This window comes from Kineococcus endophyticus (assembly GCF_040796495.1).
GTDB classification, from domain to species: Bacteria; Actinomycetota; Actinomycetes; order Actinomycetales; family Kineococcaceae; genus Kineococcus; species Kineococcus endophyticus.
The window spans coordinates 157,388-181,331 of the sequence record NZ_JBFNQN010000006.1; the positions used below are offsets into that span (position 1 = coordinate 157,388).

25 protein-coding genes and 1 pseudogene are annotated in these 23,944 nt (G+C 74.0%); 10 read left to right on the forward strand and 16 right to left on the reverse strand.

Annotated features, from left to right (window positions below; translation table 11 throughout):
• The first annotated feature begins 5 nt into the window (after positions 1-5).
• Positions 6-827, forward strand: a complete 822-nt coding sequence (locus tag AB1207_RS10125; RefSeq protein WP_367638025.1) for an alpha/beta hydrolase fold domain-containing protein — start codon at positions 6-8, stop codon at positions 825-827.
• A gap of 9 nt (positions 828-836) precedes the next feature.
• Here the strand turns inward: AB1207_RS10125 and AB1207_RS10130 are convergent.
• Positions 837-1,855 (reverse strand): annotated as a pseudogene (locus AB1207_RS10130) (medium chain dehydrogenase/reductase family protein).
• A gap of 68 nt (positions 1,856-1,923) precedes the next feature.
• Positions 1,924-2,472 (reverse strand): TetR/AcrR family transcriptional regulator, encoded by a 549-nt coding sequence (locus tag AB1207_RS10135; protein WP_367638027.1) that lies wholly within the window; start codon positions 2,470-2,472, stop codon positions 1,924-1,926.
• Positions 2,473-2,585: 113 nt separating this feature from the next.
• On the opposite strand from AB1207_RS10135, the gene AB1207_RS10140 reads away from it, so the two are divergent.
• Positions 2,586-3,269 carry a GAF and ANTAR domain-containing protein gene (locus AB1207_RS10140; protein WP_367638029.1) on the forward strand — a complete coding sequence of 228 codons (684 nt, stop codon included), beginning with the start codon at positions 2,586-2,588 and terminating at the stop codon, positions 3,267-3,269.
• A gap of 17 nt (positions 3,270-3,286) precedes the next feature.
• Here AB1207_RS10140 and AB1207_RS10145 read toward each other — a convergent pair whose 3' ends face one another.
• Positions 3,287-3,622 (reverse strand): Asp23/Gls24 family envelope stress response protein, encoded by a 336-nt coding sequence (locus tag AB1207_RS10145; protein ID WP_367638030.1) that lies wholly within the window; start codon positions 3,620-3,622, stop codon positions 3,287-3,289.
• Between the two features lie 227 nt (positions 3,623-3,849).
• Here AB1207_RS10145 and AB1207_RS10150 point away from each other — a divergent pair, with 227 nt between their 5' ends.
• The 3 genes from AB1207_RS10150 to AB1207_RS10160 all read left to right on the forward strand — a co-directional run bounded on the left by AB1207_RS10150 (position 3,850) and on the right by AB1207_RS10160 (position 5,658).
• Complete coding sequence (locus tag AB1207_RS10150; protein ID WP_367638250.1) at positions 3,850-4,572, forward strand: TetR/AcrR family transcriptional regulator C-terminal domain-containing protein; 723 nt, start codon at positions 3,850-3,852, stop codon at positions 4,570-4,572.
• Positions 4,573-4,650: 78 nt separating this feature from the next.
• Positions 4,651-4,809: a YqaE/Pmp3 family membrane protein gene (locus AB1207_RS10155; protein WP_367638031.1), complete on the forward strand. Its 159-nt coding sequence runs from the start codon at positions 4,651-4,653 to the stop codon at positions 4,807-4,809.
• Between the two features lie 156 nt (positions 4,810-4,965).
• The gene (locus tag AB1207_RS10160; RefSeq protein WP_367638032.1) at positions 4,966-5,658 is read left to right on the forward strand and encodes a YoaK family protein; all 693 of its coding nucleotides are present in this window, start codon (positions 4,966-4,968) and stop codon (positions 5,656-5,658) included.
• Positions 5,659-5,663: 5 nt separating this feature from the next.
• Here the strand turns inward: AB1207_RS10160 and AB1207_RS10165 are convergent, their stop codons facing one another.
• Positions 5,664-7,061, reverse strand: coding sequence for an MFS transporter (locus AB1207_RS10165; protein ID WP_367638033.1), 1,398 nt, complete (start codon positions 7,059-7,061; stop codon positions 5,664-5,666).
• Between the two features lie 259 nt (positions 7,062-7,320).
• Here AB1207_RS10165 and AB1207_RS10170 point away from each other — a divergent pair, with 259 nt between their 5' ends.
• The 5 genes from AB1207_RS10170 to AB1207_RS10190 all read left to right on the forward strand — a co-directional run bounded on the left by AB1207_RS10170 (position 7,321) and on the right by AB1207_RS10190 (position 12,269).
• Positions 7,321-8,268: a carbohydrate ABC transporter permease gene (locus tag AB1207_RS10170; RefSeq protein WP_367638035.1), complete on the forward strand. Its 948-nt coding sequence runs from the start codon at positions 7,321-7,323 to the stop codon at positions 8,266-8,268.
• Between the two features lie 3 nt (positions 8,269-8,271).
• Positions 8,272-9,108 carry a carbohydrate ABC transporter permease gene (locus AB1207_RS10175; protein ID WP_367638036.1) on the forward strand — a complete coding sequence of 279 codons (837 nt, stop codon included), beginning with the start codon at positions 8,272-8,274 and terminating at the stop codon, positions 9,106-9,108.
• On the forward strand, positions 9,105-9,776 hold the full coding sequence (locus AB1207_RS10180) for a VOC family protein (RefSeq protein WP_367638037.1): 672 nt from the start codon (positions 9,105-9,107) through the stop codon (positions 9,774-9,776). The genes AB1207_RS10175 and AB1207_RS10180 overlap by 4 nt, the downstream gene beginning before the upstream one ends.
• A 68-nt stretch (positions 9,777-9,844) precedes the next feature.
• A complete protein-coding gene (locus tag AB1207_RS10185; RefSeq protein WP_367638038.1) occupies positions 9,845-10,810 on the forward strand; it encodes a LysR family transcriptional regulator in 966 nt (321 codons plus the stop codon).
• Positions 10,811-10,973: 163 nt separating this feature from the next.
• Positions 10,974-12,269 carry an ABC transporter substrate-binding protein gene (locus AB1207_RS10190; protein WP_367638040.1) on the forward strand — a complete coding sequence of 432 codons (1,296 nt, stop codon included), beginning with the start codon at positions 10,974-10,976 and terminating at the stop codon, positions 12,267-12,269.
• A 49-nt stretch (positions 12,270-12,318) separates the two neighbouring features.
• Here the strand turns inward: AB1207_RS10190 and AB1207_RS10195 are convergent, their stop codons facing one another.
• From AB1207_RS10195 to AB1207_RS10250, 12 genes are all read right to left on the reverse strand, one after another.
• On the reverse strand, positions 12,319-13,224 hold the full coding sequence (locus tag AB1207_RS10195) for a hypothetical protein (protein ID WP_367638042.1): 906 nt from the start codon (positions 13,222-13,224) through the stop codon (positions 12,319-12,321).
• On the reverse strand, positions 13,217-13,882 hold the full coding sequence (locus tag AB1207_RS10200; RefSeq protein WP_367638044.1) for a SigE family RNA polymerase sigma factor: 666 nt from the start codon (positions 13,880-13,882) through the stop codon (positions 13,217-13,219). Before AB1207_RS10200 ends, AB1207_RS10195 begins: the two co-directional genes overlap by 8 nt.
• A gap of 65 nt (positions 13,883-13,947) precedes the next feature.
• Positions 13,948-14,814 carry a carbon-nitrogen hydrolase family protein gene (locus tag AB1207_RS10205; RefSeq protein ID WP_367638046.1) on the reverse strand — a complete coding sequence of 289 codons (867 nt, stop codon included), beginning with the start codon at positions 14,812-14,814 and terminating at the stop codon, positions 13,948-13,950.
• On the reverse strand, positions 14,798-16,249 hold the full coding sequence (locus AB1207_RS10210) for an AMP-binding protein (protein ID WP_367638048.1): 1,452 nt from the start codon (positions 16,247-16,249) through the stop codon (positions 14,798-14,800). Before AB1207_RS10210 ends, AB1207_RS10205 begins: the two co-directional genes overlap by 17 nt.
• Positions 16,246-17,358 carry an MSMEG_0565 family glycosyltransferase gene (locus AB1207_RS10215; protein WP_367638050.1) on the reverse strand — a complete coding sequence of 371 codons (1,113 nt, stop codon included), beginning with the start codon at positions 17,356-17,358 and terminating at the stop codon, positions 16,246-16,248. Before AB1207_RS10215 ends, AB1207_RS10210 begins: the two co-directional genes overlap by 4 nt.
• 1 nt (position 17,359) lies before the next feature.
• Positions 17,360-18,697 carry an MSMEG_0569 family flavin-dependent oxidoreductase gene (locus AB1207_RS10220; protein ID WP_367638051.1) on the reverse strand — a complete coding sequence of 446 codons (1,338 nt, stop codon included), beginning with the start codon at positions 18,695-18,697 and terminating at the stop codon, positions 17,360-17,362.
• Positions 18,694-19,005 carry an MSMEG_0570 family nitrogen starvation response protein gene (locus AB1207_RS10225; protein WP_367638052.1) on the reverse strand — a complete coding sequence of 104 codons (312 nt, stop codon included), beginning with the start codon at positions 19,003-19,005 and terminating at the stop codon, positions 18,694-18,696. The genes AB1207_RS10220 and AB1207_RS10225 overlap by 4 nt, the downstream gene beginning before the upstream one ends.
• A complete protein-coding gene (locus tag AB1207_RS10230; RefSeq protein ID WP_367638053.1) occupies positions 18,998-19,897 on the reverse strand; it encodes a carbon-nitrogen hydrolase family protein in 900 nt (299 codons plus the stop codon). The genes AB1207_RS10225 and AB1207_RS10230 overlap by 8 nt, the downstream gene beginning before the upstream one ends.
• Positions 19,894-21,318, reverse strand: a complete 1,425-nt coding sequence (locus AB1207_RS10235) for an MSMEG_0567/sll0787 family protein (protein ID WP_437178911.1) — start codon at positions 21,316-21,318, stop codon at positions 19,894-19,896. The genes AB1207_RS10230 and AB1207_RS10235 overlap by 4 nt, the downstream gene beginning before the upstream one ends.
• A complete protein-coding gene (locus AB1207_RS10240; protein WP_367638054.1) occupies positions 21,315-22,406 on the reverse strand; it encodes an MSMEG_0568 family radical SAM protein in 1,092 nt (363 codons plus the stop codon). The genes AB1207_RS10235 and AB1207_RS10240 overlap by 4 nt, the downstream gene beginning before the upstream one ends.
• Before the next feature lie 7 nt (positions 22,407-22,413).
• Complete coding sequence (locus tag AB1207_RS10245) at positions 22,414-22,977, reverse strand: MSMEG_0572/Sll0783 family nitrogen starvation response protein (protein ID WP_367638056.1); 564 nt, start codon at positions 22,975-22,977, stop codon at positions 22,414-22,416.
• A 16-nt stretch (positions 22,978-22,993) separates the two neighbouring features.
• A complete protein-coding gene (locus AB1207_RS10250; RefSeq protein WP_367638057.1) occupies positions 22,994-23,815 on the reverse strand; it encodes an amidohydrolase family protein in 822 nt (273 codons plus the stop codon).
• Between the last annotated feature and the right edge of the window lie 129 nt (positions 23,816-23,944).

The window sequence follows — 23,944 nt, forward strand, 5'->3', positions numbered from 1 at the left end:
CGCGCGTGACGATCCACGAGGGCATCCACGACGACCGCGCGGACGGCGTGCCGGTCCGCGTCTACCGGCCCGACGTCGACCTCCACCCCGAACCCCGGGCCGCCCTCGTCTGGGCCCACGGCGGGGGTTTCGTCGCCGGCGACCTCGACATGCCCGAGTCCGACGCCGTCGCGCGGAGGTTGCAGGAGAACGGGATCCTCGTCGTCGCGGTCGACTACCGGCTCGCCGGCCCGGGGACGACGTACCCCGTCCCCTCCGACGACGTGCTGACGGCGTGGCGGTGGGGGCGGGAGTTCAGCCGCACGGCGGGGGTTCCCGTCGCACGGATCCAGCTGGGTGGGGCCAGTGCCGGCGGGAACCTCGTCGCGGGCGCGGTGTTGCGCCTGCTCGCGGGTGAGGGCGACGTCCCCGCCGCGGTGTTCCTCGCCTACCCCACGCTGCACGCCGTGCCGCCCGTCGCGTCGCCGGCCGCCCAGGCCGCCGTCGAGACGTTGCCCGAGGCCGAGCGGTGGTCGGCGGCCGACGTCGCCGCGATGTACGAGGCGTACCTCGGGGGACCGTCGGGCACCGCCCCGGCCCCCGCCGTCCCGGGGACGGCCGACCTCGAGGGTTTCCCGCCCACGTTCGTCCTCACGAGCGAGGTCGACGGGTTGCGGGGTTCGGCCGACGAGTTCGCCCGCCGCCTGGTGCTGGCGGGTTCGCCCGTCCTGTCGGTGTGCGAGCCGGGCACGGTGCACGGGCACCTCAACACCCCGGACCCGCGGTTCGACGCGAGCCTGCGGCGCATCACGCGCTGGCTGCTGTCCGCCGACGAGTTCGCCGGGTAGGCCGTCGGGTCAGGGGACCAGGACCACCTTGCCGACGACCGTCCGGGACTCGGCCAGCCGCACGGCCTCGGTGACGCGGTCGAGCGGGAACGTCGCCGCCACCTGCGTGCGCAGGCGCCCAGCGGCGGCCAGGGCGAACACCTGGCCCAGGTCCTCGCGCACCCCGGCCCGGAACCGGGCGGGGTTCCGCTTGCCGGCCCAGACGTTGAAGAACGTCGCCCGGTGCCCGCCCGGGCGCAGGTTCCACCCCTGCAGGCGTGCCATGAGCCGCAGGATGGTCCAGGTGGCGTTCCCGTGGGCGTCGCGGGTGTCCGCGCTGCCGTAGGAGACGAGCGTGCCGCCGCGGCGCAGCAGGCGGTGCGACACCGTCAGCACGTCGCCGCCGACGTGGTCGAAGACGGCGTCGACGCCGTCGGGGGCCAGCGCCCGCACCCGGTCCTCCAGCCCGTCGAGGGCGTAGTCCACGGGTTCGACGCCGAGCGAGCGCAGGGCGTCGCGGTGGCGGGGCGCGGCGGTCCCCAGGACGCGGGCACCGGCGATCGCGGCGAGTTCGGCCAGGACCGTGCCGACACCACCGTTCACCCCGTGCACGAGGACCGTCTGCCCGGCCCGCACGCGGGCGGCGCGGTGCAGCATGCGCCAGGCCGTCAGGCCGTTGACGACGAGCGTCGAGGCCGCCGCCGGGTCCAGGCCCGCCGGCACGGGCACGAGGGCGTCGACGTCGACGACGGCGTGCGTCGTCCACCCGCCCGTGCCGAGGAGCGCCGCGACCCGGTGCCGACCGGTGCGGAGGAGGTGGCGGGCCCCACGGCGTGGACGGTGCCGACGAGGTCGTAGCCGGGGACGAAGGGGAACCGCGGCTGGTCGTAGTAGCGGCCCCGGCGCATCTGCTGCTCGGCGAACGAGACGCCGCTGGCCTCGACCGCGACGAGGGCCTGGCCGGGACCGGGGACGGGCACGTCGGTGCGTTCGACGCGCAGGCCCTCGGGCTCGACGACGCCGGGGAGGACGACACGGGTGGTGGTCACGGGAACTCCTGGTGAGTGATCGGACAGTCACAACTGCGGGCGTGCGGAAGCGGCTGCGGGGGAGCGGGTCAGAAGTGGCGGATGCCGTGCGTGAGCGTGCGAGCCCAGGACCCGGGCACCTCGTCGAGGTCGGCCATGACGACGAGGTGGCACAGCTGCCCCCACGCCATGAACCGCTGGACGAACTCCGGACCGGCGCCCGACAGGCCCCCGACCGTGCCCACGACCGAGGCCAGTCCGCGGCGCAGGCAGTCCCGCACCTCGGGCACGTCGCTGGCCGACTGGGCGTGCACCTGCAGCATCAGCAGGTCGCGGTCGGCGATGAGGTGGGCGTAGGCCAGGCCCATCGCGTCGAGCAGACCCTGCGGGGAGCGGTCGGTCGCTTCCTGGGCCCCGGCCGTGAGGGCGTCGACGACGCGGGCGTAGCAGTGCTCCACGGCGGCCAGGAACAGGCCGAGCTTGCCGTTGAAGAGCCGGAAGACGTACGCCGGGGAGATGCCGGCGTCCGCGGCGACGGCCGTCACCGGGGTCGCGTGGTAGCCCGCCCGGGCGAAGACCCGGGTCGCGCTCGCGACGACGAGCGCGCGTTGCGCCTCGGCGGTGGATCGGACGGCCATGTGTGTGAGTGAACACTCACAACGTGGGACTCGTCAAGACCCCCGGGTCGGGACCGCCCTAGGATCGCTGCGACCCAGCCCCGCTCGTTGCCGAGCAGATCGGAGGAGTGACCGTGACGGACCCGCAGCGCTCGGCCGACCTCGCCGACCTGGCCCGTTCCCTGCAGCGCAGGTCGAGCCCGCAGGAGGTGATGGACGCCGTCGTGGAGGCCGCGGTCTCGCTCGTGCCCGGGGCCGAGCACGGCTCGATCAGCCTCGTCACGGGCCGACGCGGGGTGTTCTCCGCCTCCGCCAGCAGCCAGGTCGCGCGCGACTTCGACAGCCTGCAGGAGGAACTCGGCGAGGGGCCCTGCCTGGAGGCGATGTTCAGCGAACCCGTCGTCCACGGTCCCGACCTGACGGCCGAGAGCCGGTGGCCGCGGTTGTCCAAGACCGCGCCGGACACGCTCGGTATCCGCAGCGTCCTGTGCTTCCAGCTGTTCGTGCACGAGGAGAACACCCTCGGTGGCCTGAACCTCCTCGCGACCCGTCCCGACGCCTTCGACGAGGAGGCGCCCGAGCTCGGGTCGGTGTTCGCCGCGCACGCCGCGTCGGCGCTGGCCGCCGCGCAGGAACTGGACCAGATCAAGCAGGCCCTGGTCAGCCGGGACGTCATCGGCCAGGCCAAGGGCATGCTGATGGAGCGCTACCAGATGGGGCCCCAGCAGGCCTTCGCCCTCCTGGCCCGCTTGAGCCAGGACGAGAACGTCAAGCTGCACGTGCTCGCCGAGCGCCTGGTGACTACCCGCACCCTGTGACCGGGCCGCTGCCGGACTCAGCGGACGTCGACGACGGTGACGTTCACCGCCGTCACCCGCAGGTCCGTCATCTCCCGCACGGAGGTGGCGACGGTGCGTCGCACCTGGGTCGCGAGCTGTGCGAGGTCCACGCCGTGGGACGCGACGAGGCTGACGTCGACGACGGCGTCGGTCGGTCCGAGGTGGACGACGGCGCGCGGTGGACCGTGGCGCTCGCCGGTGGGGTGGTCCTCGGGGGAGAGGACGCCGGTCACCGTGCGGGCCGCCAGCGCGGCGATGCCGGCGACGACGCTCTCGCTCATCGTCGTCGCGCCGCCCGGGGTGGGGCAGCCGTCGGCACTCGTCTCCGACACCGGTCGACCCCCTCGTTCCGTCCTCGGGTGTTGACCGGACGGTTCGACCGGTCATGGAGAGGCTTACACCGTAAGTGCGCTGAACGCCAACCCCTCCCGTCGTGCGTCTGCGCCGGGCCGGGAGCCGACGGCGGGCGGGGGTCCGGCGCGGGTGCCAGGATCGGCGGGTGCCAGGGACCCCCGCCGCCGGAGCCGGCGGACCGTCGCCGCAGCCGGACCCGTCCGTGCTGCCGGACGTCGACGAACTCGTCGTCGCGGGGCAGGAGCGTCCGTCGGACCGCGTGCCCCTCAGCCGCGAGCGCATCCTCGCCTCCGCCCTGGAGTTCATCGACGAGGACGGGCTCGGTGCCCTGACGATGCGGCGGCTCGGTGCCCGTCTCGGTGTCGAGGCGATGTCGCTCTACCGCTACGTCCCGGGCCGGGAGGAACTGCTCGACGGGGTCGTCGACGCGATGGTCGGGGAACTGGGTCACGACCCGGAGGTGCTGCGCCGACCCACCCACGGGTGGCAGGACTTCCTCCAGCGCCTCGCGCACGGGGTGCGGCGCGTGGCCATCGCCCACCCCCGCGCGTTCCCGCTCGTCGCCTCGACGCCCCCGCAGGCGCCGTGGTTGCGCCCGCCGCTGCGCAGCGTCGAGTGGGTCGAGACGTTCCTGTCCGGTCTGGTGGCCGACGGGTTCTCGGACGACCAGGCCGTCGCCGCCTACCGCGCATTCACCAGCTTCCTGCTGGGCAACCTGCTCCTCGAGGTCTCCCAGCGCGGCGGTGCCGTCGGTCCCCTGGACCTCGTGGACGAGGAGGTGCCCCCGGGTGGTCTCGACGACGCACCCCACGTCCGGCGCCTCGCGCCCCGGCTGGCCGAGGACCGGGCCCTGCAGGAGTTCGAGGAGTCCCTCGAGAGCCTCATCGACCGCATCTCCGTGCTGGTCCTCGGGACCAGCGGGGCCTGAACGGTCCGGGGCGGGACTGCCGGGCCGTCCGCCGCCGTTCCGCAGGCGCCGCCCAGCCCGAGGCGCGATGCTCCGCGGGTGAAGATCGCCCTCGTCGTCCTGTGCTTCTTCTTCCCGTTCCTCGCGGTCCTCATCAAGGAGGGGCCGTCCCGGAGGGTGCTCATCGCCTTCCTGCTGCAGCTGCTCGGGCACGTCCCGGGGGTGGTCTACGGCCTGCTCGTGGTGACGCGCGACTGACGTGCGGACGCCGGCGTTCCCGCTGTGGCGGCTGGGGGAGTGGGATTCCCGAACCGCCCGCGAGCCGTGACAGGTTGCCGCGCAGCCCCTCTGCGCCCGGTGGCCGGTCCGCCGGGTGGCCCGCCGGTCGAGCGGGTGGCGCGGTAGCGTCCCGGCGTGGGACTGCGCAGCCGGCCGGAATCCGTCGCGGTGGCCTGCCTGCTCGCCGCGACGGGAGGTTTCCTCGACGCCAGCACCTACCTGGCGCGCGGTGGTGTGCTCGCCGCGGCCCAGACGGGCAACGTCGTCCTGCTCGCCGTCGCGGCGGCCGGCGGGGACGTCGGCAAGGCGCTCGGCCACGTGCCGAGCCTCCTCGCCTTCCTCGCCGGGGTCCTGCTCACGGAGGTCGTCGGCGGGCCGCGCTGGCGCCGCCTGCTGCGGCGACCCGTCCGGGCGGTGCTGCTGCTGCAGGTCGCGGTGCTCGTGGGGGTGGGGTTCGTCCCCGGCGCCCCGGCGGGGACCACGGCCACGTCCCTCGCCTCCGCGGGGGTGGCCTTCGCGGCCGCGTTGCAGCTCAACGTCTTCCGGTCCGTCCGAGGCATGACCTACGCGACGACGTTCGCGTCGGGGAACCTGCGCAGCCTCGTCGAGAAGACCTACGCGGTCGTGCGCCACCGGGGGGACCCCGAGAGCACGGCGCGGCAGGCGCGGGACATCGCCGCGGTCCTCGTGTCCTTCGCCGCCGGCGCGTTCGCGGGAGCCCTGGCCACCGACGCCTGGGGAGCGCGGGGGATCTGGGGCAGCGTCGTGCTGCTGCTCACGGTCCTCGTCCTCGTCGTGCGCGAGACCCGGCACATCGAGCGTGGCTGACCGGGTCAGGGCCCCAACGTGGTGCGCGGCAACGCCAGTGCGGCCACGAGTCCCAGGGCGAACGCGCCGGCGACGGTGAGGAACACCGCGGAGAACGCCGTCCCGTAGGAGGCGCCCGCGGCCAGCCCCGCCGCGACCACGCCGCCCAGCAGCGCCGTGCCCAGGGTGGCGCCCGTCTCGCGGACGTAGGCGATCGTCCCGGTCGTCCCGGCCACGGCCTGCGGCGGTGCGGCGTCCTGCGCCAGCACGACGAGCAGGGCCATGAACGACCCGGCCCCCAGTCCGAAGGCCACGAGGACACCGGCAGTGGCGACGAGGCCCAGGTGCGACCCCGCCGTCGCGAGGACCACCGCGGCCGTTCCGGCCAGGGCGCAGCCGCCGACGGGGAACCGGCGCCAGCGGCCCGTGCGCCGGACGAGCTGACCGCTGGTGTTGACGCCGAGGACCAGGCCCGCCGTCACCGGCAGCAGCAGCACGCCCGACGTCGTCGCCGAGGTGCCGTGGACTCCCTGCACCCAGCTCGGCACGTAGGCGATGACGCCGAACATCCCGAACCCCACGACCGCCGCCAGGAACGCGGACAGCACGACGCCCCGCGTGCGCAGGACCGCCACCGGCAGCAGCGGGGCGCTGCTGCGCAGCTGGTGCACGACGAGGGCGGCGACGGCCACGACCGTCAGCACGAGGGCCCCCGCCGTGACGGGCGCCCAGCCGTCGCGCGGCAGGACGGCTGCCGACCACGCGAGTGCCGACGTGCCGAGGGCCAGCAAGGCGGTGCCCGCGACGTCGAAGCGTTCCGCGGTGCGGCGGCGCGGCCCCGCTCGCAGGAGCGTGCAGGCCAGCACGAGCGCGACGCCGCCGACGGGCACGTTGATCCAGAAGACCCAGTGCCACGACCCGACGTCCGTCAGCCAGCCGCCCAGGAGGGGACCGGCGACCGTCGCGACGGCGAAGACCGCGCCGAGCGGACCGAGGACGGCGGCCCGGTCCCGCGCCGGGACGACCTCGGCGACGAGGGCCTGCGGCATGACGAGCATGCCCGCGCCGCCGACGCCCTGGAGGGCGCGCGCGGCGGCTAGGACCTCGATCGAGGGGGCGGCCGCGCAGACCAGGGAGGCCAGGACGAACAGCACGACGCTCGCGCGCAGCACCCGCACCGTGCCGTGCCGGTCGGCGAGGGTCCCGACGACGGGCATGGCCACCGACATCGAGAGGAGGTAGGCGGTCAGGACCCAGGCGACCGAACCGACGGCGTCGAAGTGGGTCGCGATCGTCGGCAGCGCCGTGGCGACGACGGTCTGGTCCAGGGCGCCCAACGACGTCGTGAGGACCAGGCAGGTCATGAGCGGCCGCAACCGGGAGCGGGGAACCGTCCCCTCGAGCGTGGGACCGGGGTGGAGCACGGGAGCCTCCGTCGTCCGACGGGGCGTGCGCGCACTCGGACCGGACGGCCCGGCGACGGGCCGGCGCGTGCCGACCCCACCGTCGTCCGCCCATCGTGGCCGACACCGCGGACGGACGGGGCCGTCCGCGGCATCGCCGTCCGCGATGCCCGGTATAGCGACTCGTTGTTTCCGCCCGGCCCGTCCGCGCCCGGAGACTCGGCGACCAGACGCTCCACCAGAACGACACCACCCTGACGACGAGGTCCCGGGAGTTCGAGTGCACGAGACGCTGAAGGTCCGCCCGGGAACACCCGGCCCGGACGTCCCACCGGCCCGGTCCCCACGGGGCGGCCGCCGCCGTGCCGCCTCGCGCGTGGCCGCCTGGTGGTGGTCGCTGCCGGCGCTGGCCCTCATCGCAGCCGTCCACTACGCCGCCACCCTCGCCGGGTCGGCCTACGCGTTCACCGACTTCAACGGGTTCCGCACCCCGGAGTTCGTCGGCCTGGAGAACTTCCGGGAGATCTTCACCGGCGAGGCCCCGCTGCGGGCGCTGCTGAACACGATCGTCATCGCCGTGGCGTTCCTCGTCCTGACCAACGTCCTCGGCATGGCCTTCGCCGTGGCCCTGAACCGGCAGCTCAAGAGCCGGTTCGTCCTGCGGACGGTCCTCTTCGCGCCGGTCGTCCTCAGCCCGCTGGCCGTCTCCTACGTCTGGAAGTTCCTGTTCCAGCAGGACGGCCCCCTCAACCAGGTCCTCGGGGCCGTGGGTCTGGAGTCGCTGCAGCGCACGTGGTTGGGCGACCCGTGGACGGTCGTCCCAGCGATCACCACCGTGATGGTCTGGCAGCACATCGGTCTGACGATGGTCATCTACCTCGCCGGGCTGGCCGGCGTCCCGCCGGAGAGCGAGGAGGCCGCCGCCATCGACGGCGCGGGCGCCTGGGCGCGGTTCCGCCACGTCGTCCTGCCCGCGCTGCGACCGACGGTCCTCATCGCCAGCACCATGATCCTCGTGCAGGGTCTGCGCGTCTTCGACCAGGTGCAGGCCCTCACCGGCGGCGGCCCCTTCGGAGCGTCGGACACCCTGGCCACCAGCGTCTACCAGCAGACGTTCGTCAACGGCAGGTTCGGCTACGGCTCGGCCCTGGCCCTCGTCATGACCGGCATCGTGCTGCTGTGCGCGGGCCTGCAGATGTTCCTCCTCCGCGACCGCAAGGAGAAGTGACCCGTGTTCCGCTACACCCGCCGCACCGCAGCGCGCGAGGTCCTCGTCGTCCTCGCCGCCCTGGTCGTGTTCTCCCCGATGCTCATCCTGCTGAACGTCTCGCTCAAGACGTCGCAGAACTCCGTCTCGACGTCGGCGTTCAGCCTCGCGAACCCCGTCTCGCTCGACGGTTTCCGCGAAGCCCTGGCCGCCGACGGACAGAACAGCCTCGTCACCGGTGCGTTGAACAGCGCGATCATCACGGGCGGCAGTGTCCTCGTCCTCGTGCTGCTCGGGTCGATCACGGCCTTCACCCTGACCCGCATCACGAGCGGCTGGAGCAAGGTCGCGTTCGGCAGCTTCCTCGTCGCCATCGTCCTGCCTGCCCAGCTCGGTCAGGTCCCGCTGTACAGCGCCATGCGTGAACTCGGCCTGCTGGGGACGCGGACGGGGATGGTCCTCGCCTACTCCGGGATGCTCATGCCGCTGGCGGTGTTCCTCTACTCCGGCTTCACCCGCTCGTTGCCGACCGAGTACGAGGAGGCGGCGCAGATGGAGGGAGCGGGTCGGTTCGCCATCTTCACCCGGATCGTGTTCCCGCTGCTGGCCCCGGCGACGGGCACCGTCGCGATCCTCACGGGCCTCATCGTCTGGAACGACTTCTTCACCTCCCTGGTGTTCCTCAACGGGTCCGACGCCGTCACGCTGCCGGTGGTCGTCTACAGCTTCGTCGGGACCCTGGTCTCCCGCTGGAACGTCGTCTTCGCCGCGGTCCTGCTGTCGATGGTCCCGGTGCTCGTCCTCTACCTGCTGGCCCAGAAGAAGTTCATCCAGGGGTTCGCCGGCGGGGTCAAGGGGTGAGCGCCGTCGCCCTCCTCACAGCGGTCGAGTTCGCCTCGTCGGTGCCCGCCGGGGACGCCGAGCGCCTCTCCGGCCTCGGGTTCGTCGTCCGGGCGGCCGGCGGCGGGCCGGGCGTCGAGCTGCGGACCTGTGCCGACCCCTACGGCTGCCGGGTCGTCGTGCGGGCGGGCCCGCGGGCCGCGCTGCGGCAGCTCACCTGGCGGCTGCCCGACGCCGACCGGCTCGACGCGGCCGTGCGGGCGGTCCGGGCGGGACGCACCGTCGCCGGTCTCGTGTCCGACGCCGGCTGGGTGGGGGACGGCTTCCGCATCGAGCACCCGGACGGGTCCTCGAGCGTCCTGCACTGGCAGCAGGACCGGGAGTGGGTCGCGGGCCCGGCCCTGAGCTGTCCGTTGCACCCCGACGGCAGCACGCGGCTGTGCGACGTGGCGCCGCCGCTCGTGCAGGCCGTCGCGGTCCCCGCGGCCGTCGGGGACCTCGTCCGCTGGGCGGAGGCCGCCCTCGGGCGGACCGTCACGACGGCGGTGGTCCTCGCCGACGGCCCGGGGCTGCTGCTGCGCTCCGGCCTCGTGCGCTCGGCGGAGGTGAGCACGACCCCGGGCGGGTTGACGCTCCGCCTCGCGCCGGACGAGGTGGTCGCCACCCTAGAATCAGAACACGCCTTCTGATAACGTCCCCGACGAACTCGGCGGGCCCGCGGGGGTCCGAGCCGGACGACGACGTCGGGAGCCGCTCCGTGGTCAACCTGCTCAACACCGATCTGAACCTGCTGGTCCCGCTCGACGCGCTGCTCACCGAGCGCAACGTGACGCGGGCCGGTGCGCGCATCGGGGTCAGCCAACCCGCCATGTCCGCCGCCCTCGGACGCCTGCGACGGCAGTTCGGGGACGAGCTGCTCGTCCGCGTCGGCTCCCGCTACGAGCTGACCCCCCTGGCCGAGGAGCTCGGCAGCCGGGTGCGCGACGTGCTGCGCCTGGCCGAGGAGACCCTCCACCCCACGCCGGGCTTCGATCCCGCGAGCTCGACACGGGAGTTCACGGTCATCTCCTCCGACTACGCGGTCGCGGTCCTGTTCCCGCTGGTCATGGCGCGGCTGCGCGCCGAGGCGCCGGACGTCAAGGTGCGGGTCGTCAGCGTCGACGCCACCGCGATCGAGTCGCCGCAGACCGTCCTGCGCTCCGCCGACCTCCTGTTCACGCCCCGGGGCCAGACGTCCGGCATCGCCAGCACGGACCTGTTCACCGACCACTGGGTGTGCGTCAGCGGAACGCCCCGCCTCGGAGGCCGGCTCGACGAGGACGGTCTGCGCCGGTCCCGCTGGGCCCGGGCCTTCGCCGACCACGGGGGCACGGCGGCCGACCGCCGCGTCGACGAACTCGTCGTCGGAGCGCGCGTCGACCTCGTCGTCGACAGCCTCGCCCTGCTCCCGACCGCCATCGGCGGCACCGACCTGCTGGCCCTCGTCCCGCACCGGATGCTCCGGCACGCCGAGGCCCTCACGACGGTGCACCGCATCGACGTCCCCCTGCCGCGCACCTTTCTGCGCGAGGCGGCCTGGTGGCACCCGTCGTGGCAGGACGACGCCGGTCACCGGTGGTTCCGCCGGCTCGTGCGCGAGGCGGCGCGCGGACTGCCGGCCGACCCGTTCGCCGACCCGCTCGCCGACCCGGTGGCGACGGCGGACCTGGTGGCCACCGCCTGAGTTCCCGCCCTGGGTTCCCACCGGAGTTCCGGGGTGCGGCATCACGCCGCGCGATGCGCACCATCCCGAGTAGTTGTTTCCGCCGGACGTCACGGGCGGGGGAGGATCGGTGCAGGCGCCAGGGACTTGGCGAAAACCCCGACAACGCTGTCAGGAGATCTGCATGCGACGCTCCACAACACGTTCCCGGATCCTCGCGGGTTTCATCGCCGGTGCCGTGGTGGCGACCACCGCGGCGTGTTCCTCCGGCGGTGACACCGCGGCGGGCGACGGACCCGTCACCATCAAGTTCGCGACCGAGACACCGACCGACGGTGAGGGCCCCTACCGCGCGCTGGCCAAGGCCTTCGAGGCCGCGAACCCCGACATCAAGGTCGAGGTCGTCGAAACCCCCCTCGACTCCTACGCCAACGTGCTGCGCACGCAGTTGCGCGGCGGCAACGCCCCCGACGTCTTCTACGGCGCTCCCGGCACCGGCAACAGCAACGCGCTGCTCACCCTCGCCGACGCGGGGCTGGTCGAGGACCTCGGCGACGCGGACTGGGTGACCAAGGCCGTGCCCGCGAGCTCGAAGAACCTCTTCGAGGTGGACGGGAAGACGTACGCCGTCCCGCTCGACGTGTCGCCGAGCACCGAGATCGTCAACCAGACCGCCTACGCGGCAGCTGGGATCAAGCCGGCCACGACGACGGCCGAACTGCTCGGGCAGTGTGCGACGCTCAAGGCCGCCGGCAAGTCGATGTTCGCCGTCGCCGGGTCGGTGCCGGGCAACCTGTCCCTCATGGCGATGCAGTTCGCGTCCAGCACCGTCTACTCCGCGCAGCCGGACTGGAACGAGCAGCGCAAGGAGGGGAAGGTCACCTTCGCCGCAAGTGCGGAGTGGAAGCAGGCCCTCGGGGACGTCGTGGCCATGAAGGAGGCCGGCTGCTTCCAGGAAGGCGTCGCCGGCGCCGGGTTCGCCGAGATCACGCAGGCACTGACGAGCGGGTCCTCGTTGGGGATCTTCGCGCCGGCAGGGGCCGTGAGCGAGATCGCCGCCTCGACGCCAGGGACCGAGTTCGGTGTCGCGGTCCCCCCGGGGAAGACCGCGGAGGACACGCGGCTGACGGTCACCCTCTCGAACGCCATCGCTGTCTCGGCCCAGAGCAAGCACCTCGACGCGGCGAAGAAGTTCGTCGAGTTCGCGACCCAGCCGGCGCAGCAGGACGCCTTCGCGAAGGTCTCGGGGAACCTGTCCCTCACGTCGCTGGCGAACGAGGGGTCGCAGGTCCCGGCCCAGTTGTCCGGTCTGTCGACCCAGCTGGCCGACCAGAGCAAGCAGGTCCCGCTCGGCTACATCACCTGGAGCAACGGCGGTGTGACCGACGCCGTCGGCAAGGGTGTGCAGGGTCTGCTCACCGACCAGACGAGCGTCGACGACGTCCTCAAGGCCATGGACGCCGCCTACGACCAGGGCTGAGCGGCGCTGCGCGAGGCCGGTACCCGAGGGGTGCCGGCCTCGCGCGCGTTCACCCGCCGGACCCCTGGTCCGCCCGCAGGTCCGCCACCGCGGCCGACAGGAGGGAGGTGAGTTCCTCCTCGCGGGCCGGTCGGGAACTCTCGACCGACACGCCCACGGCGAGGTCACCCACCCGGGCGGCTGCGGAGACCTGGTGCACCGGACCGCCCTGGTAGTCGCCCGTGAAGTCGGTCGTCGCGGCCCACGTCTGGTCCGCGCCCTGGACACTCACGGGGAACGGGGTGACCGCCCAGCCGAACCGGCAGGCCGCCCCGTCGGACCCGAGGCCGTCGAACGCGGCTTGCGCAGTGCCCGTCGGCCACCGCGTCACCAGCAGGGTGACGCCCTCCTGGGCGTCCGCCGGGGCGTCGACCGCGTTCCACTGCCACTTCCGCGCCGAGACGGTGCTCGGGTGGACCGTCGTCAGGTCGCAGGTGACGCCGAGACCCGCCAGCGGCGAGTTCTCCCGCTGGTAGGGGCCGCTGTCCGAGATCAGCTCGACCCCCGTCGGCACGGTCGCCAGGGTCCGGGGCAGCGGGGGCGGGGGCTCCTGCGCGGCGGGATCGGCGGGGCCGCTCGACGTCGGGGTCGTCGGGGGCGTCGAGGGCGAGGCCGGACGTTCCGGGAGCCGGCTCTCCGAACCCGTGGGGGTCCCGACGGGGGTGGTCGACACGCTCCCGCCCGGCCACACCTGCAGGGTGAGGGGTACGGCGGCGACGAGCACGACCGCGGCGACCGCCGTGCGGACGCGGCGTCGGGATCGGCGGCGGCGCACGCGCGTCAGCGCGCCCGTGGCCAGCGACCGCTCGTCCACCGGGCCCGTACGCACCTCACTCTCGAACGCTGCGAGGAGGAGGTCGGTGACCTCGTCGCCGGGGGGCTCCGGGGCCCTGCTCCGGTCGTCGTGGTCAGGCACGGGTGACCCCCTCCTCCGTGAGCAGTCGGCGCAAGGTCGCCAGGCCGCGGTGCGCGTTGCTGCGCACGGTGGCCGTGGAGCAGTCCATGAGGTCGGCGATCTCGCTGTCCGGCAACCCCTCGTAGAGCCGCAGGACGATGGCGATGCGCTGCTTGTCCGGCAGTCGGCGCAGCAGGGCGAGGCACCGCTGGCGTTCGGCGAAGGGACCCGAGCCGTCGTCGGTCCCCGGGTCGGGGAGGTCTGCCGGGTCCGCGGTGTGCTCGCGGCGCCACGGCCGCCGGCGCAGGGTCGTGACGGCGTTGACGACCATCCGGTTGAGGTAGGCCGAGGGGTCGTCGACGGTCCGGATGCGGCTCCACTTGTCCACGCAGGTCGCCAGGACGTCCTGCACCACGTCCTCGGCCTGGTGCTCGTCGCGCAGGAGGACCCGGGCCAGCCGCACCAGCTGCGGCCCCTTCCAGGCGACCAGCGACTCCAGGTCCAGCGGGACGTCCGCCCCGGCGGGACCCCGCCCCGCGGCGCGTGCGCGGGCGGTGCGGTCCCCTCCGGCCGCACCGCCCGTCGCAGCACCCGCCACCTCGCCCCACCAGCCCGTGGACCACCCCGAGGAGGAGGCAGGTGCGGCGCCGCGCTCGGCGCCCTCGCTGGGAGGTGTCACGGACCTACGACGCGATCACCTCTGCCGTTCGTTGCACCGTGCGCTGGATCTGGTCTCGACGCGGTTCACGGCTCGGTCCGGTAGGTGTCGGGACGGCGCTCGGCCAGGTGGTGCAGCTTGCGGCGCGCCCGGTCGACGACGTGGTCGACGTCGACGGTCGCCTCGGCCAGACCACCCTTGGACCCGGTGCGCGCCAGGACGTCACCGCCGGGGCCGACGACCTTCGCCTGCCCGAGGAACCGCAGGTTCCCCTGGATGCCGGTCTGGTTCGAGGACACCCAGAGCACCTGGTTCTCCGCCGCGCGGGCGGAGTCGTAGAGGTCGAACAACCGGGACTGCCGGTCGTTGGGCAGCCGGGCGGCCCGGTCGGTGACGCTGGCGGGCCACGCGGAGAGGCAGGCGATGGTCCTCGCCCCGTCCAGGGCGAGGGAGCGGCTCGCCTCGGGGAACGTCTTGTCGTAGTCGATGAGCAGGCCCAGGCGCCCGACAGGGGTGTCGAAGGCGGTGAAGGAGTCACCGGCCGACAGCACCTCGGCTTCGCCGGCCGGCTGGTGGACCTTGCGGTGCCGCCCCAGCACCCCGTCACCGGTGACGCAGACCGCCGCGCTAAACCAGCACTGCCGACCGTGCACGACCGCCACCTCGGTGTACCCCAGGCACACCGTCACCGGCCCCGCCGCGCGGGCGACCGCGGCGATCTCCTCGCAGCCCTCCTCCACGGCCGGGGGGGTGCCGCCGGTGTGCGGGTCGTCGAGGTCGGACAGGTACCCGCCCAGCGTCCCGTGGGGCAGGACCAGCAGGTCGACCCCGCTGCGCCGCGCTCCGGAGACGACGGCCAGCGCCTTCTCGACCCCGCGTCCCACGTCGCGCCCGAAGTGCGCGGCCGCCGCCGCGACGCGGACGGAGCGGGAGTCCTCAGAGGTCGTGGTCATCGCAGGTGATCCTCCCGGACGGGGACGGCTGGGGACGCCAGCGGCTGCGCTGGACCTTGCCGGCCTCGTCGCGCAGCGGCTCGTCCACGAACCTCCACGCCACCGGTCTGGCCGGCGGGTCCAACCGCTCGGCGCACCAGCCGGCCAGCGCGTCCCGAGCGCCCTCGACCGGCGTTCCGCCGTGCAGGTCGACGACGGCGTGCACCCCGGGGACGGGGCCCGCCACGGCCACCGCCGACCGCACGTGCGGGTGTTCCTCCAGCACGGTCTCGACGTCGGCGGGAGCGATGCGGGAGGTGCCGACGGTGACGAGGTCGGCGAGGCGGTCACCGATGAAGAGGTACCCGTCGGCGTCGAGCCATCCGCTGTCGCCCAGGGTGTCCCACCCGTCGCGGACCGACTTCCGTGCGCCGACGTAGCTGTAGGTGGGGTGGTCACGGCGCATGAGGACCTCGCCGACCTCTCCGGGCGCGCACTCGCTGAGGTCCGGGCGCACGACGCGGAAGCTCGACCCCGGCAGGGCCCGGCCCACGGTTCCCGGCCGGGCCGTCCAGTCGTGCCCGTCGGTGAAGGCGAGTCCCTGGGACTCGGTGCCCGCGTAGAGCTCGTGGACCCGGTCCGGGCCGAGCCAGTCGATCCACGCCCGTTTCAGCCACGGTGCGCACCTCGCCCCCAGGTGCAGGACGGCCGTGAGCGAGGAGACGTCGGTGCGCGCCCGGTCCGGGTGCCGCCACACGGCGTGCATCATCGACGGGACGAGGACCCCCCAGGTGACGCTGTGCTGCGTCACCGTCCGCAACCACTCGCCGGCGTCGAACCGGGGCAGGACGACGAGCTCGTGGCCGGTCATGAGGCCCCGCGCCGCGTAGACGAAGGGGGCGGCGTGGGTCAGCGGGCCCGCTACTAGCTGCACGGCCGACCGCGGGACGAAGGGGGCGACGCTTCCCCGGGGGTCGAAGCGGGCGGGAGCGGCTGCCCGGACGACCTTCGGTCGGCCCGTGCTGCCCGAGGACGTGGGGGCCTTCCAGCAGCTCGCGGCCAGGTCCGGCAGGGGTGTCGCCGGCGGTCCGTCCGGGGGGCCGGGAACGTCCGCGACCCGGTCGAGCACGACGGCGGGTCGACCGGCGGCGAGCACCGTGGCGCGATCGGCGGCGTCCATCCGCGGGGACAGCGGTTGCGGGGTCGCACCCGCCTTCCACGCCGCGGCGAACGCGACGACGGTCTCGCAGCTGTTCGGCAGCGCGACCGCGACGAGGTCGTCGACCTGGACGCCCTGCGCGAGCCAGCGGCGGGCGAGGTCGTCGCTCCACTCGTCCAGCCCACGGCGGGTCAGGACGCGTCCGGCGCAGCGGACGGCGCCGGCGTCGGGATCGCGCCGCGCCCACCAGCGCAGTGCGGCGCCGATCGTCGGCGTCGTCTCCACGGGGCCGGTCACAGGGCCGGCACCAGCCGCCGGTAGAGCCGCAGGTGCGCCTGCGCCGCGGCGTCCCAGGTGTGGGCGGCCGCCAGGTCGGTCCCCACCCGTCGGCGTTCGCGCTGCCCGGGACCGTCGGGGTCGGTCACCGCCGCGTGCAGCGCCGAGGCGATCGCGGGGATGTCGTCGGCGAAGGCGGCCGCGCCGGCGAAGACCTCGCGCAGCACCGGCAGGTCCCGGGTCACGAGCGGGACGCCCGCGGCCAGGGCCTCCATGGCCGCGAGGCCGAAACCCTCCTTGGTGGACACGAACCCCATGGCGGACGCGCCGGCGACGAGCGAAGGCAGGTCGTCCTGCGCGACGGGCCCCAGGACGACCGGGGCGACGCGCAGGTCGCGGGCCAGCCGGTCGAACTCCGTCCGGTAGTCGCGGTAGTCGAACAACGTCTCCCCACCGGCGACGACGAGGGAGACGTCGGGCAGGTCGCGGCGCAGCAGCGCGACGGCACGCAGGAGGTCGGTGCTGCCCTTGCGCGGTTCGATGCCGCCGACGGCCAGGACGTACCGCCCGAACCGTTCCCGCCACCGCACGCGCCGCGCCCGCGCGGAGGGTGCGTCGGAACCCGCTGCGGTGAACGGTGCGGCGTCGACCCCGTTCGGGATGACGACGGGGTCGAGGCCCCAGCCGGCGCGCACCTCGGCGGCCACGGCCTGCGACACGCAGACGTGGGCGAACGGTTCGACGATCGCCCGCTCGTGGCAGGCCGCCAGTTCCGGCGTCGTGAACGTGTCGAGGTGGTGGACGGTGCGCACGCACCGGCCGACGGCGTTGGCGCTGATGCAGTCCTGGGCGTGCACGACGTCGTAGCCGGCCGCGTCGAAACCCCGTCGCAGCACGTCGATCGACCGCAGGATCCGCGCACCCACCGTCTCGCCCTCCTGCGCGGCGAACTCCACGACGCGGACGTCGACGCGGGGGTCCACGGGCCGGAAGAACGTCTGGTCGCCGCCGCGGCCCAGCGTCCACACCGACACCTGCGCCCCGGCCTCGACGAGCGCCTCGGCGAGGGCGAGGGTGTGGACGACCCCGCCGCGGGGTTTGGTGGAGTACGTGGTGAGGGCGATGCGCATGTCAGCCGACGCCGACGGTCCGGTGCTCGTGGTCCTGGTCCTGGTCGTGGTGGTGGTCGTGCTGGAGCGGGAGTTCCGCGACGGGCGGTGCACCGGTGATGCGGTCGGCCAGGAACTCCGCGTCCCGCGCCACCCCGGCGAAGCGTCCCGAACCCCACGTGTGCATCCAGGGCAGACCGAGGAAGAACAGGCCGGGGGTGCCCGTGACCCCGCGCGTCTGGCGCGGGCGGCCCCGGCCGTCGAACACGCCGACCTCGATCCAGCGGTGGTCGGCGCGGTAGCCGACGCTCCACACGACCGACGTGACGCCGGCCGCTGCCAGGTCGAGTTCCGTCGCCTCCCCCTCCGGGCGCCACACGGGGGTGTAGCGCTCCTCGGCGGGCGCATCGATCCCCCGCGCCGCGATCCACCGGTCGATGCCGTCCTTGATGGACTCGGCGACCGCGTCGGCGTGGTCGAGCGCCGCGCCCAGCGTCGGGGTGAACCGGGCCACGCCGTCGCGGACGTCCACGAGGCGGCCGTGCAGGCCCATGCCCTCGCGGGCGAAGGCGCGCAGGTCGATGTCGCGCCCGCCGTCGCGGCCCGTCATGTAGTGGTTCGTCTTCTCCTGCGCGGCAGCCCCTCCGGGGACCTCGGCCGCGGTGACGTCGTAGGTGCCCATGTCCTCGAGCCAGGCGATGCAGTCCCGGCCGCGGTAGCGACGGGCGCAGCGCGGTGCGTTGCCGACGGCCAGGTGGACCCGACGGCCGGCCAGGTGCAGGTCCTCGGCGATCTGCGCCCCCGACTGCCCCGACCCGACCACGAGGACCGCCCCGGCGGGCAGCTGGTCGGGACCGCGGTAGGCGGAGGAGTGCAGTTGCGTGACGTCCGCGGGGAGCCGCTCGGCGGCCGCGGGGACGACGGGCGTGTGGTACCCGCCCGTCGCGACGACGACGTGGTCGGCGGTGAAGCGTCCGGCGGTCGTGTCGAGCGAGAACCGGTGCTCACCCTCCTGCCGCAGCGACGTGACCGCCACCCCCTCGCGCACCGGGGCACCGAAGGACCGGGCGTACTCCGTGACGAACCGGTGCACCTCGTCGCGGGGCATGAAACCGTCGGGGTCGGTCCCGCCGAACTCGCCCGAGTAGGACCACCCCGGCAGGCGGCACTGGAAGTTCGGGGTGACGAGCGTGAACGCGTCCCACCGTCCGTCCCGCCACTCGTGGGCTGTGCGGTCGCGTTCGAGCAGGACGTGGTCGACGCCGCGGGCCCTGAGGTGCCAGCTCAGGGACAGACCGGCCTGCCCGGCGCCCACGACGACGACCGCGTGGTGCTCGGGGGTGGTTCCGGTGGCGTTCACGGGGTGGCTCCGGGGGTGGGTGGCAGGGGCGGGGTGAGGTCCAGGACGTGGACGGGGGCCGTCGGTGCGAACCCGGCGGCGCGCACGGTGAGGTCCTGGAGCTGCGCGACGGCTGCGCTGCAGCCCATCCCGTAGCGGGCGCGGACGCGGTCGCTCGCCTCGGTGAGGGCTGTGCGGCAGCGGGTCGTGAACTCCTCCACGGAGTAGCTCTCACCCGCGCTGAGGTGGTCGTGGACGACGAGGGAGGGGGAGTAGCACTGCTGGACGGTGTCGTCGGGCCAGCGGACGGTGAAGGTCATCTCAGGCAAGAGCGGGCACCTCCTGCCGGAGCGCGTGGGTGTTGGGGGCGACGACCGCGCCGTAGGCGTCGGGCCGACGGTCGCGCAGGGCGAACATCGCGCGCCGGGCGGCCGCGAGTTCGGCGTCCACGTCCACGTCGGCGATCGCGACGCCCGCCTCCACCCCCGTGTCGGCCAGCACCTCCCCACCGGGGCCGACGACCTTGGCGCTGCCGACGTAGCGCAGCGAGCCGAACGTCCCGGCCTGGTTCGCGGCCACCCAGACGACCTGGTTCTCCAGGGCCCGGGCCTGGTCGTAGAGGTCGAACCGCTTCTTCCAGCGGTCCTGTGCGAGGTCACCGGACGCGGCGGTGCGCGCACCGGGCCACGCGGAGATGCTGACGACCACCTCCGCCCCGTCGAGGGCTGCCGCGCGGGCAGCCTCGGGGAACGCCTTGTCGTAGCAGATCTGGAGACCGATCCGGCCGACCGGGGTGTCGAAGGCGTCGAACGTCGACCCGGCGGCGTACGAGAGGTTCTCGCCCAGGGGTTGGTGGACCTTGCGGTGGTGGCCGAGGACGCCGTCGCCGGTGAGGGCGACGGCGGTGTTGTAGAGGTCCGCGCCGCCGTCCTCGCAGAAGCCCAGGACGACGACGGTGTCGCCGGCGAGCTGCTGCACCCGGCGCAGTTCAGGACCGTCGAGCCGCAGCGGCGGTGGTCCGGAGCGGTCGCGGCGCGAGGCGGCGGTGCCGCGGTCCTGCGCCGACCCCAGGGACGACAGGTACCCGCCGAGGCAGGCCTCGGGGAACGCGACGAGGTCGGCTCCGTCCGCCTGCCGCAGCACGCGTTCGATGGTCGCGTAGGCGTGCTCGAGGTCGCGGCCGAAGTTCTCCGCGACCGCGGCGAGTCTGGTGGTGGTCATGCGGTTCCCATCCCCGTGACGGGGCCCGGAAGGGCCGTGGTCACGTCTCCGTCGGGCCAGCGCAGCGACACCCCGCGGGTTCCTGCGTGCAACCGGCCGATCGTGGTCGTGGTGGCGGGCCCCGCGGGTGCGGGGGGCCGGTCCGGGGCGTCGGCGGTCACCATGCCGAACCCCGGGAAGCAGGTGAACCAGTCGCCGACGGTGGTGCCCGCCGGCCGGGGGACGGCGGTGACGTCGACCTCCGCGCCGACCCCGCTGGCCTCGGCGAGCATCCCGACGGTGCCGAGCAGGCCGGCCATGCTGACGTCCTTGGCCGCCGCCGGGCGGGTCCGGGTCACGACGGACCCCATGACCCGCAGGTCCTCCGCACGCCGCCAGGACGTGGAGTCCCACTGGGTGCCGGTGTACCCGGGCCGCCAACCCCCCTGGAGGTCGACGGTCAGCGAGAGCGCGTGCCCGGCCCGCCCGCCGCCCGCGGGGACGGGGTCGGCCGTGCGGCCCAGGGCGGTCACCGACAGGGCCGCCGGCACCCCGAACTGGGTGTGCCCGCCGAGGACGGGGACGCCCCAGGCCCGGGAGGCCTCCCTGAGCCCTTCGACCACCGCCCGGACGTGCTCGGTCGTCGGCGCGCCGACGGCGTCGAGCAACCCGACGGGGGCCGCTCCCATGGCGGCGAGGTCGTTGAGGTTGACGAGCACCGCGCACCACCCGGCCCACCGCGGGTCGCGGTCGACGAGGGAGGGCAGGACCGCGTCGCAGGCGGCGACGACGTCCGTGCCCGGCACGGGCGACCCGTCGTCCCCGAGGAACCCCGCGGGGGTGCTCACGAGGCCGTCGAGGACGCCGGCGAGTGCGGACTTCGTGGCCCGGGCCAGCCGTTCCACGCGGTCCACCGGGTAGCGCACGAGGGCGTGCGGCGTGCCCTGCACCACCACGTCGCGCACGTGCTCCCAGCCGAGACGGCGGAACAGGACCGCGCTGCGCCGCTGGACCGTGGCGTCGAACCGCAGCGCCCCGAGGTCCTCGGCGTGGGCGCAGGCGGCTCGCACCAGCGCCGATCCGACGCCGCCCAGGGTCCGCGCCCCGGGGGTGACGGCGAGCCTGCTGCCCCGCCACCAGCCGACGTCGGGTTCGTGGCACGGGGCCAGGCGCACCCCGCCGACGACGGAACCGTCCGCGGTCCGGGCGACGAGGACCCGACGGCGGGGGTCGTCGTCCGCCGCGTCCCTGTCGTCGCCGGTGAACAACCCCTGCTCGGCGACGAAGACGTCCCGACGGAGCTCGCGGTAGGCCTGTTCGGCGGCGGTGTCGGCGACCTCGACGTGGAACGCCGAGCGGGGACGGGGCACCCCGGCCAGGACGGGCACGTCCAGCGGCGCGAGCAGGCTGTGCGGGACGGTCAGGTCCGCGTCCACGGTCAGGCCCCGAGGTTCTGCAGGACCGAGCACGCCCCGCACGCGGCGCACCCCGCCATCTGGTCCGCGCCGCGCATCCCGGCCTCGCGCAACGCCTCCGCGACGCGTCGGGAGACGTCCTCGAGGACGGCGGGGTCCGGGGCCGTGGCGTGGTCGACGTCCACCGCGAGGGTTCCCGCCAGCGGGCGGAACGGCACGACGAACGGGTACACGCCCAGCTCGGCGAGGCGGCGGGCCCCCTCGACGAGGTCGTCGGGGTCCTCGCCGAGACCGACGAGGAGGTACGTCGAGACCTGGTTGCGCCCGAACACGCGGACGGCCTCGGTCCAGGCGGCCCAGTAGTCGGCCAGCGGGACCGTCGACTTCCCCGGCATCCAGCGCCGGCGGACGGCGTCGTCGAGGGACTCGACGTGGAGGCCGACCGAACTCGCCCCGGCCTCCTGGAGTTCGGTGAGGGTGGCGAGGTCGGCCGGGGGTTCGCACTGGACCTGCACCGGCAGCCCGGGAACGGCGTCCCGGATGGCCCGCACGCAGCGGGCCAGGTGGCGGGCTCCGCGGTCGGGGGCCGTCGACGTCCCCGTCGTGAGCACGACGTGCCGGATCCCGTCGAGGTCGACCGCTGCCCGCGTGACCTCGGCGAGGACGGCCGGCGTCTTGACCGCGATCGTGGCGCCGGAGTTCAAGGACTCCTCGATCGCGCAGAACCGGCAGCGGTCCTCCGGCGAGTACCGCGAGCAGGTCTGGACCACCGTGGTGGCCAGGACGTCCCGGCCGTGCAACCGCGCGACCTTCTCGTAAGGGGTTCCGTCCGCGGTGCTGAGGTCGTAGAACCGGGGCCGTCGCACCGCCTCGACGTCGACCCCGAGGTCGGTGACCGCCCCGGTCTGCTCCAGCAGCAGCCGGCCGTCCCGCACCAGGTAGGGGCTGTCCTGTCGCAACGGGACGGCCGTGGCGAGGCCGTCGAGGACGACGTGCCCGTCGTCGGTGGGTCCGGCCCCGCCCCGGCGCTGCACCGGAGCGGCCAGCCGCACCCCGCGGATCGCGACGTCGACCCGGGTCGCCACCGCCCCCGCGGGACGCGCTTCGCAGGTCACGGCGTCCTCACACCATGTAGGTCGAGTTGATGATGGCGCCCTTGCGGGCGTAGTGGATGACCGCGTCCTGCACGTCGAGCGGGTGGCACGGGACGACGCCCTCGATGAGGTCCTCCTCGCGGTTGCCGTGCAGGGCCAGGCCGAACCGGCAGCAGTAGACCGTCCCGCCCTCCTTGATGAAGGTCTCCAGGGCCCCGTTGATGTTCTGCTCGCCGGGGAAGCCCGAGTCGCCGACCGTGGGGAAACCGCGGGTGGCGATGCAGTTCATCGCCCCGGGTCCGTAGAAGTAGATGGCGGACTCGAAACCCTTGCGCAGGGCGCGGGTGGCCTGCAGGACGGCGACGAAGCTCACCGAGGACTCGTGGGCGATGCCGTGGACGAGCGTGAAGTAGGTCTCCCCGCCCTCGGCCTGGTAGTCGGGGAACACCTTGGTCGAACCGTAGAGGTTCTCCCCCTTGGGCTTGCTGGGGTGGGGGATCTCGGTGAGGGACTTCGCGATGTTCGCCTTGATCTGCTCCTCCAACGCGGTGTCGGTGTCGGTGCCGGTGGTGGTCGTGGTCGTCGTGGTCATGGTTTCTCCTCGAGGGTCAGCCGTAGAGGGCGGTGAAGTTGTCCTGCAGGAACATCCGGGTGAGGTCCCCGTCGCCGGAGGCCGCCCGCATCCGGGCGAGTTCTCCGGCGTGGTCGCCCCACGGTTCGTCGGAGGCGAAGAGGACGCGGTCCCCGCCGACTCCGCGGCGTTCGATCTCGGCTGCGAGCCAGCGGGGCGCGAAACCGATGGCCCAGCTGGTGTCGGTGTAGACCCGCTTGCCGGCCTCGATCCAGTCGAAGAACCGACCGCCGATGAGCTTGATGTGCGCGCTCATCCCTCCGCCGAGGTGCACGAGGTGGATGCGGACGTCGTCGCCGTACCGCTCGACGAGCTCGCCCACCTCGTCGATGTCGGAGGCGGCGCCGGGGGAGGTGTGGACGTGGACGACGAGCCCGAACTCCCGAGCGGTGCCGAAGATCTTCTCGATCTGCGGCTGGGACGACGGGTCGTCGACCCCGCCGCCGAGCAGGAAGCTCGTCTTGAGCGCGACGACGCCGGGTTCGCCGGCCAGGGCGAGGGCCGCGTCCGTGAGGGCGGCGTCCTCGACGCGCGGGGAGGTCCACAACCCGCAGACGAAGCGGTCGTCCTTCGTCGTCGTCTCCAGCACGAGGTCGTTGAGGGCGAAGGACGCCGCGGCGACGGGAACGCCGTAGTTCGGCAGCAGGAGGGCGCGTTCGGTGCCCTCGCGGTCGAGGTCGGCGAGGAGGTCGGAGATCTGCTCGCGGGCCGTCGTGTCGGGGTTGACGGGGGGACCGCCGTAGAAGGGGTACGCCGGCAGCCGCCCGAGGTGGCGGTGCGCGTCGTGGGTCCGGTTCACAGGACTAGTTGATGCGCGAACTGTTTCGAGGTGGTTACGCCGAGAACATCTCTGTGTTTCGTGTTCCGCACACCACCCGTCGTGGAACCGGCCCCGGACGTCGTCGTCCGGGGCCGGTCGGTGGGGTGG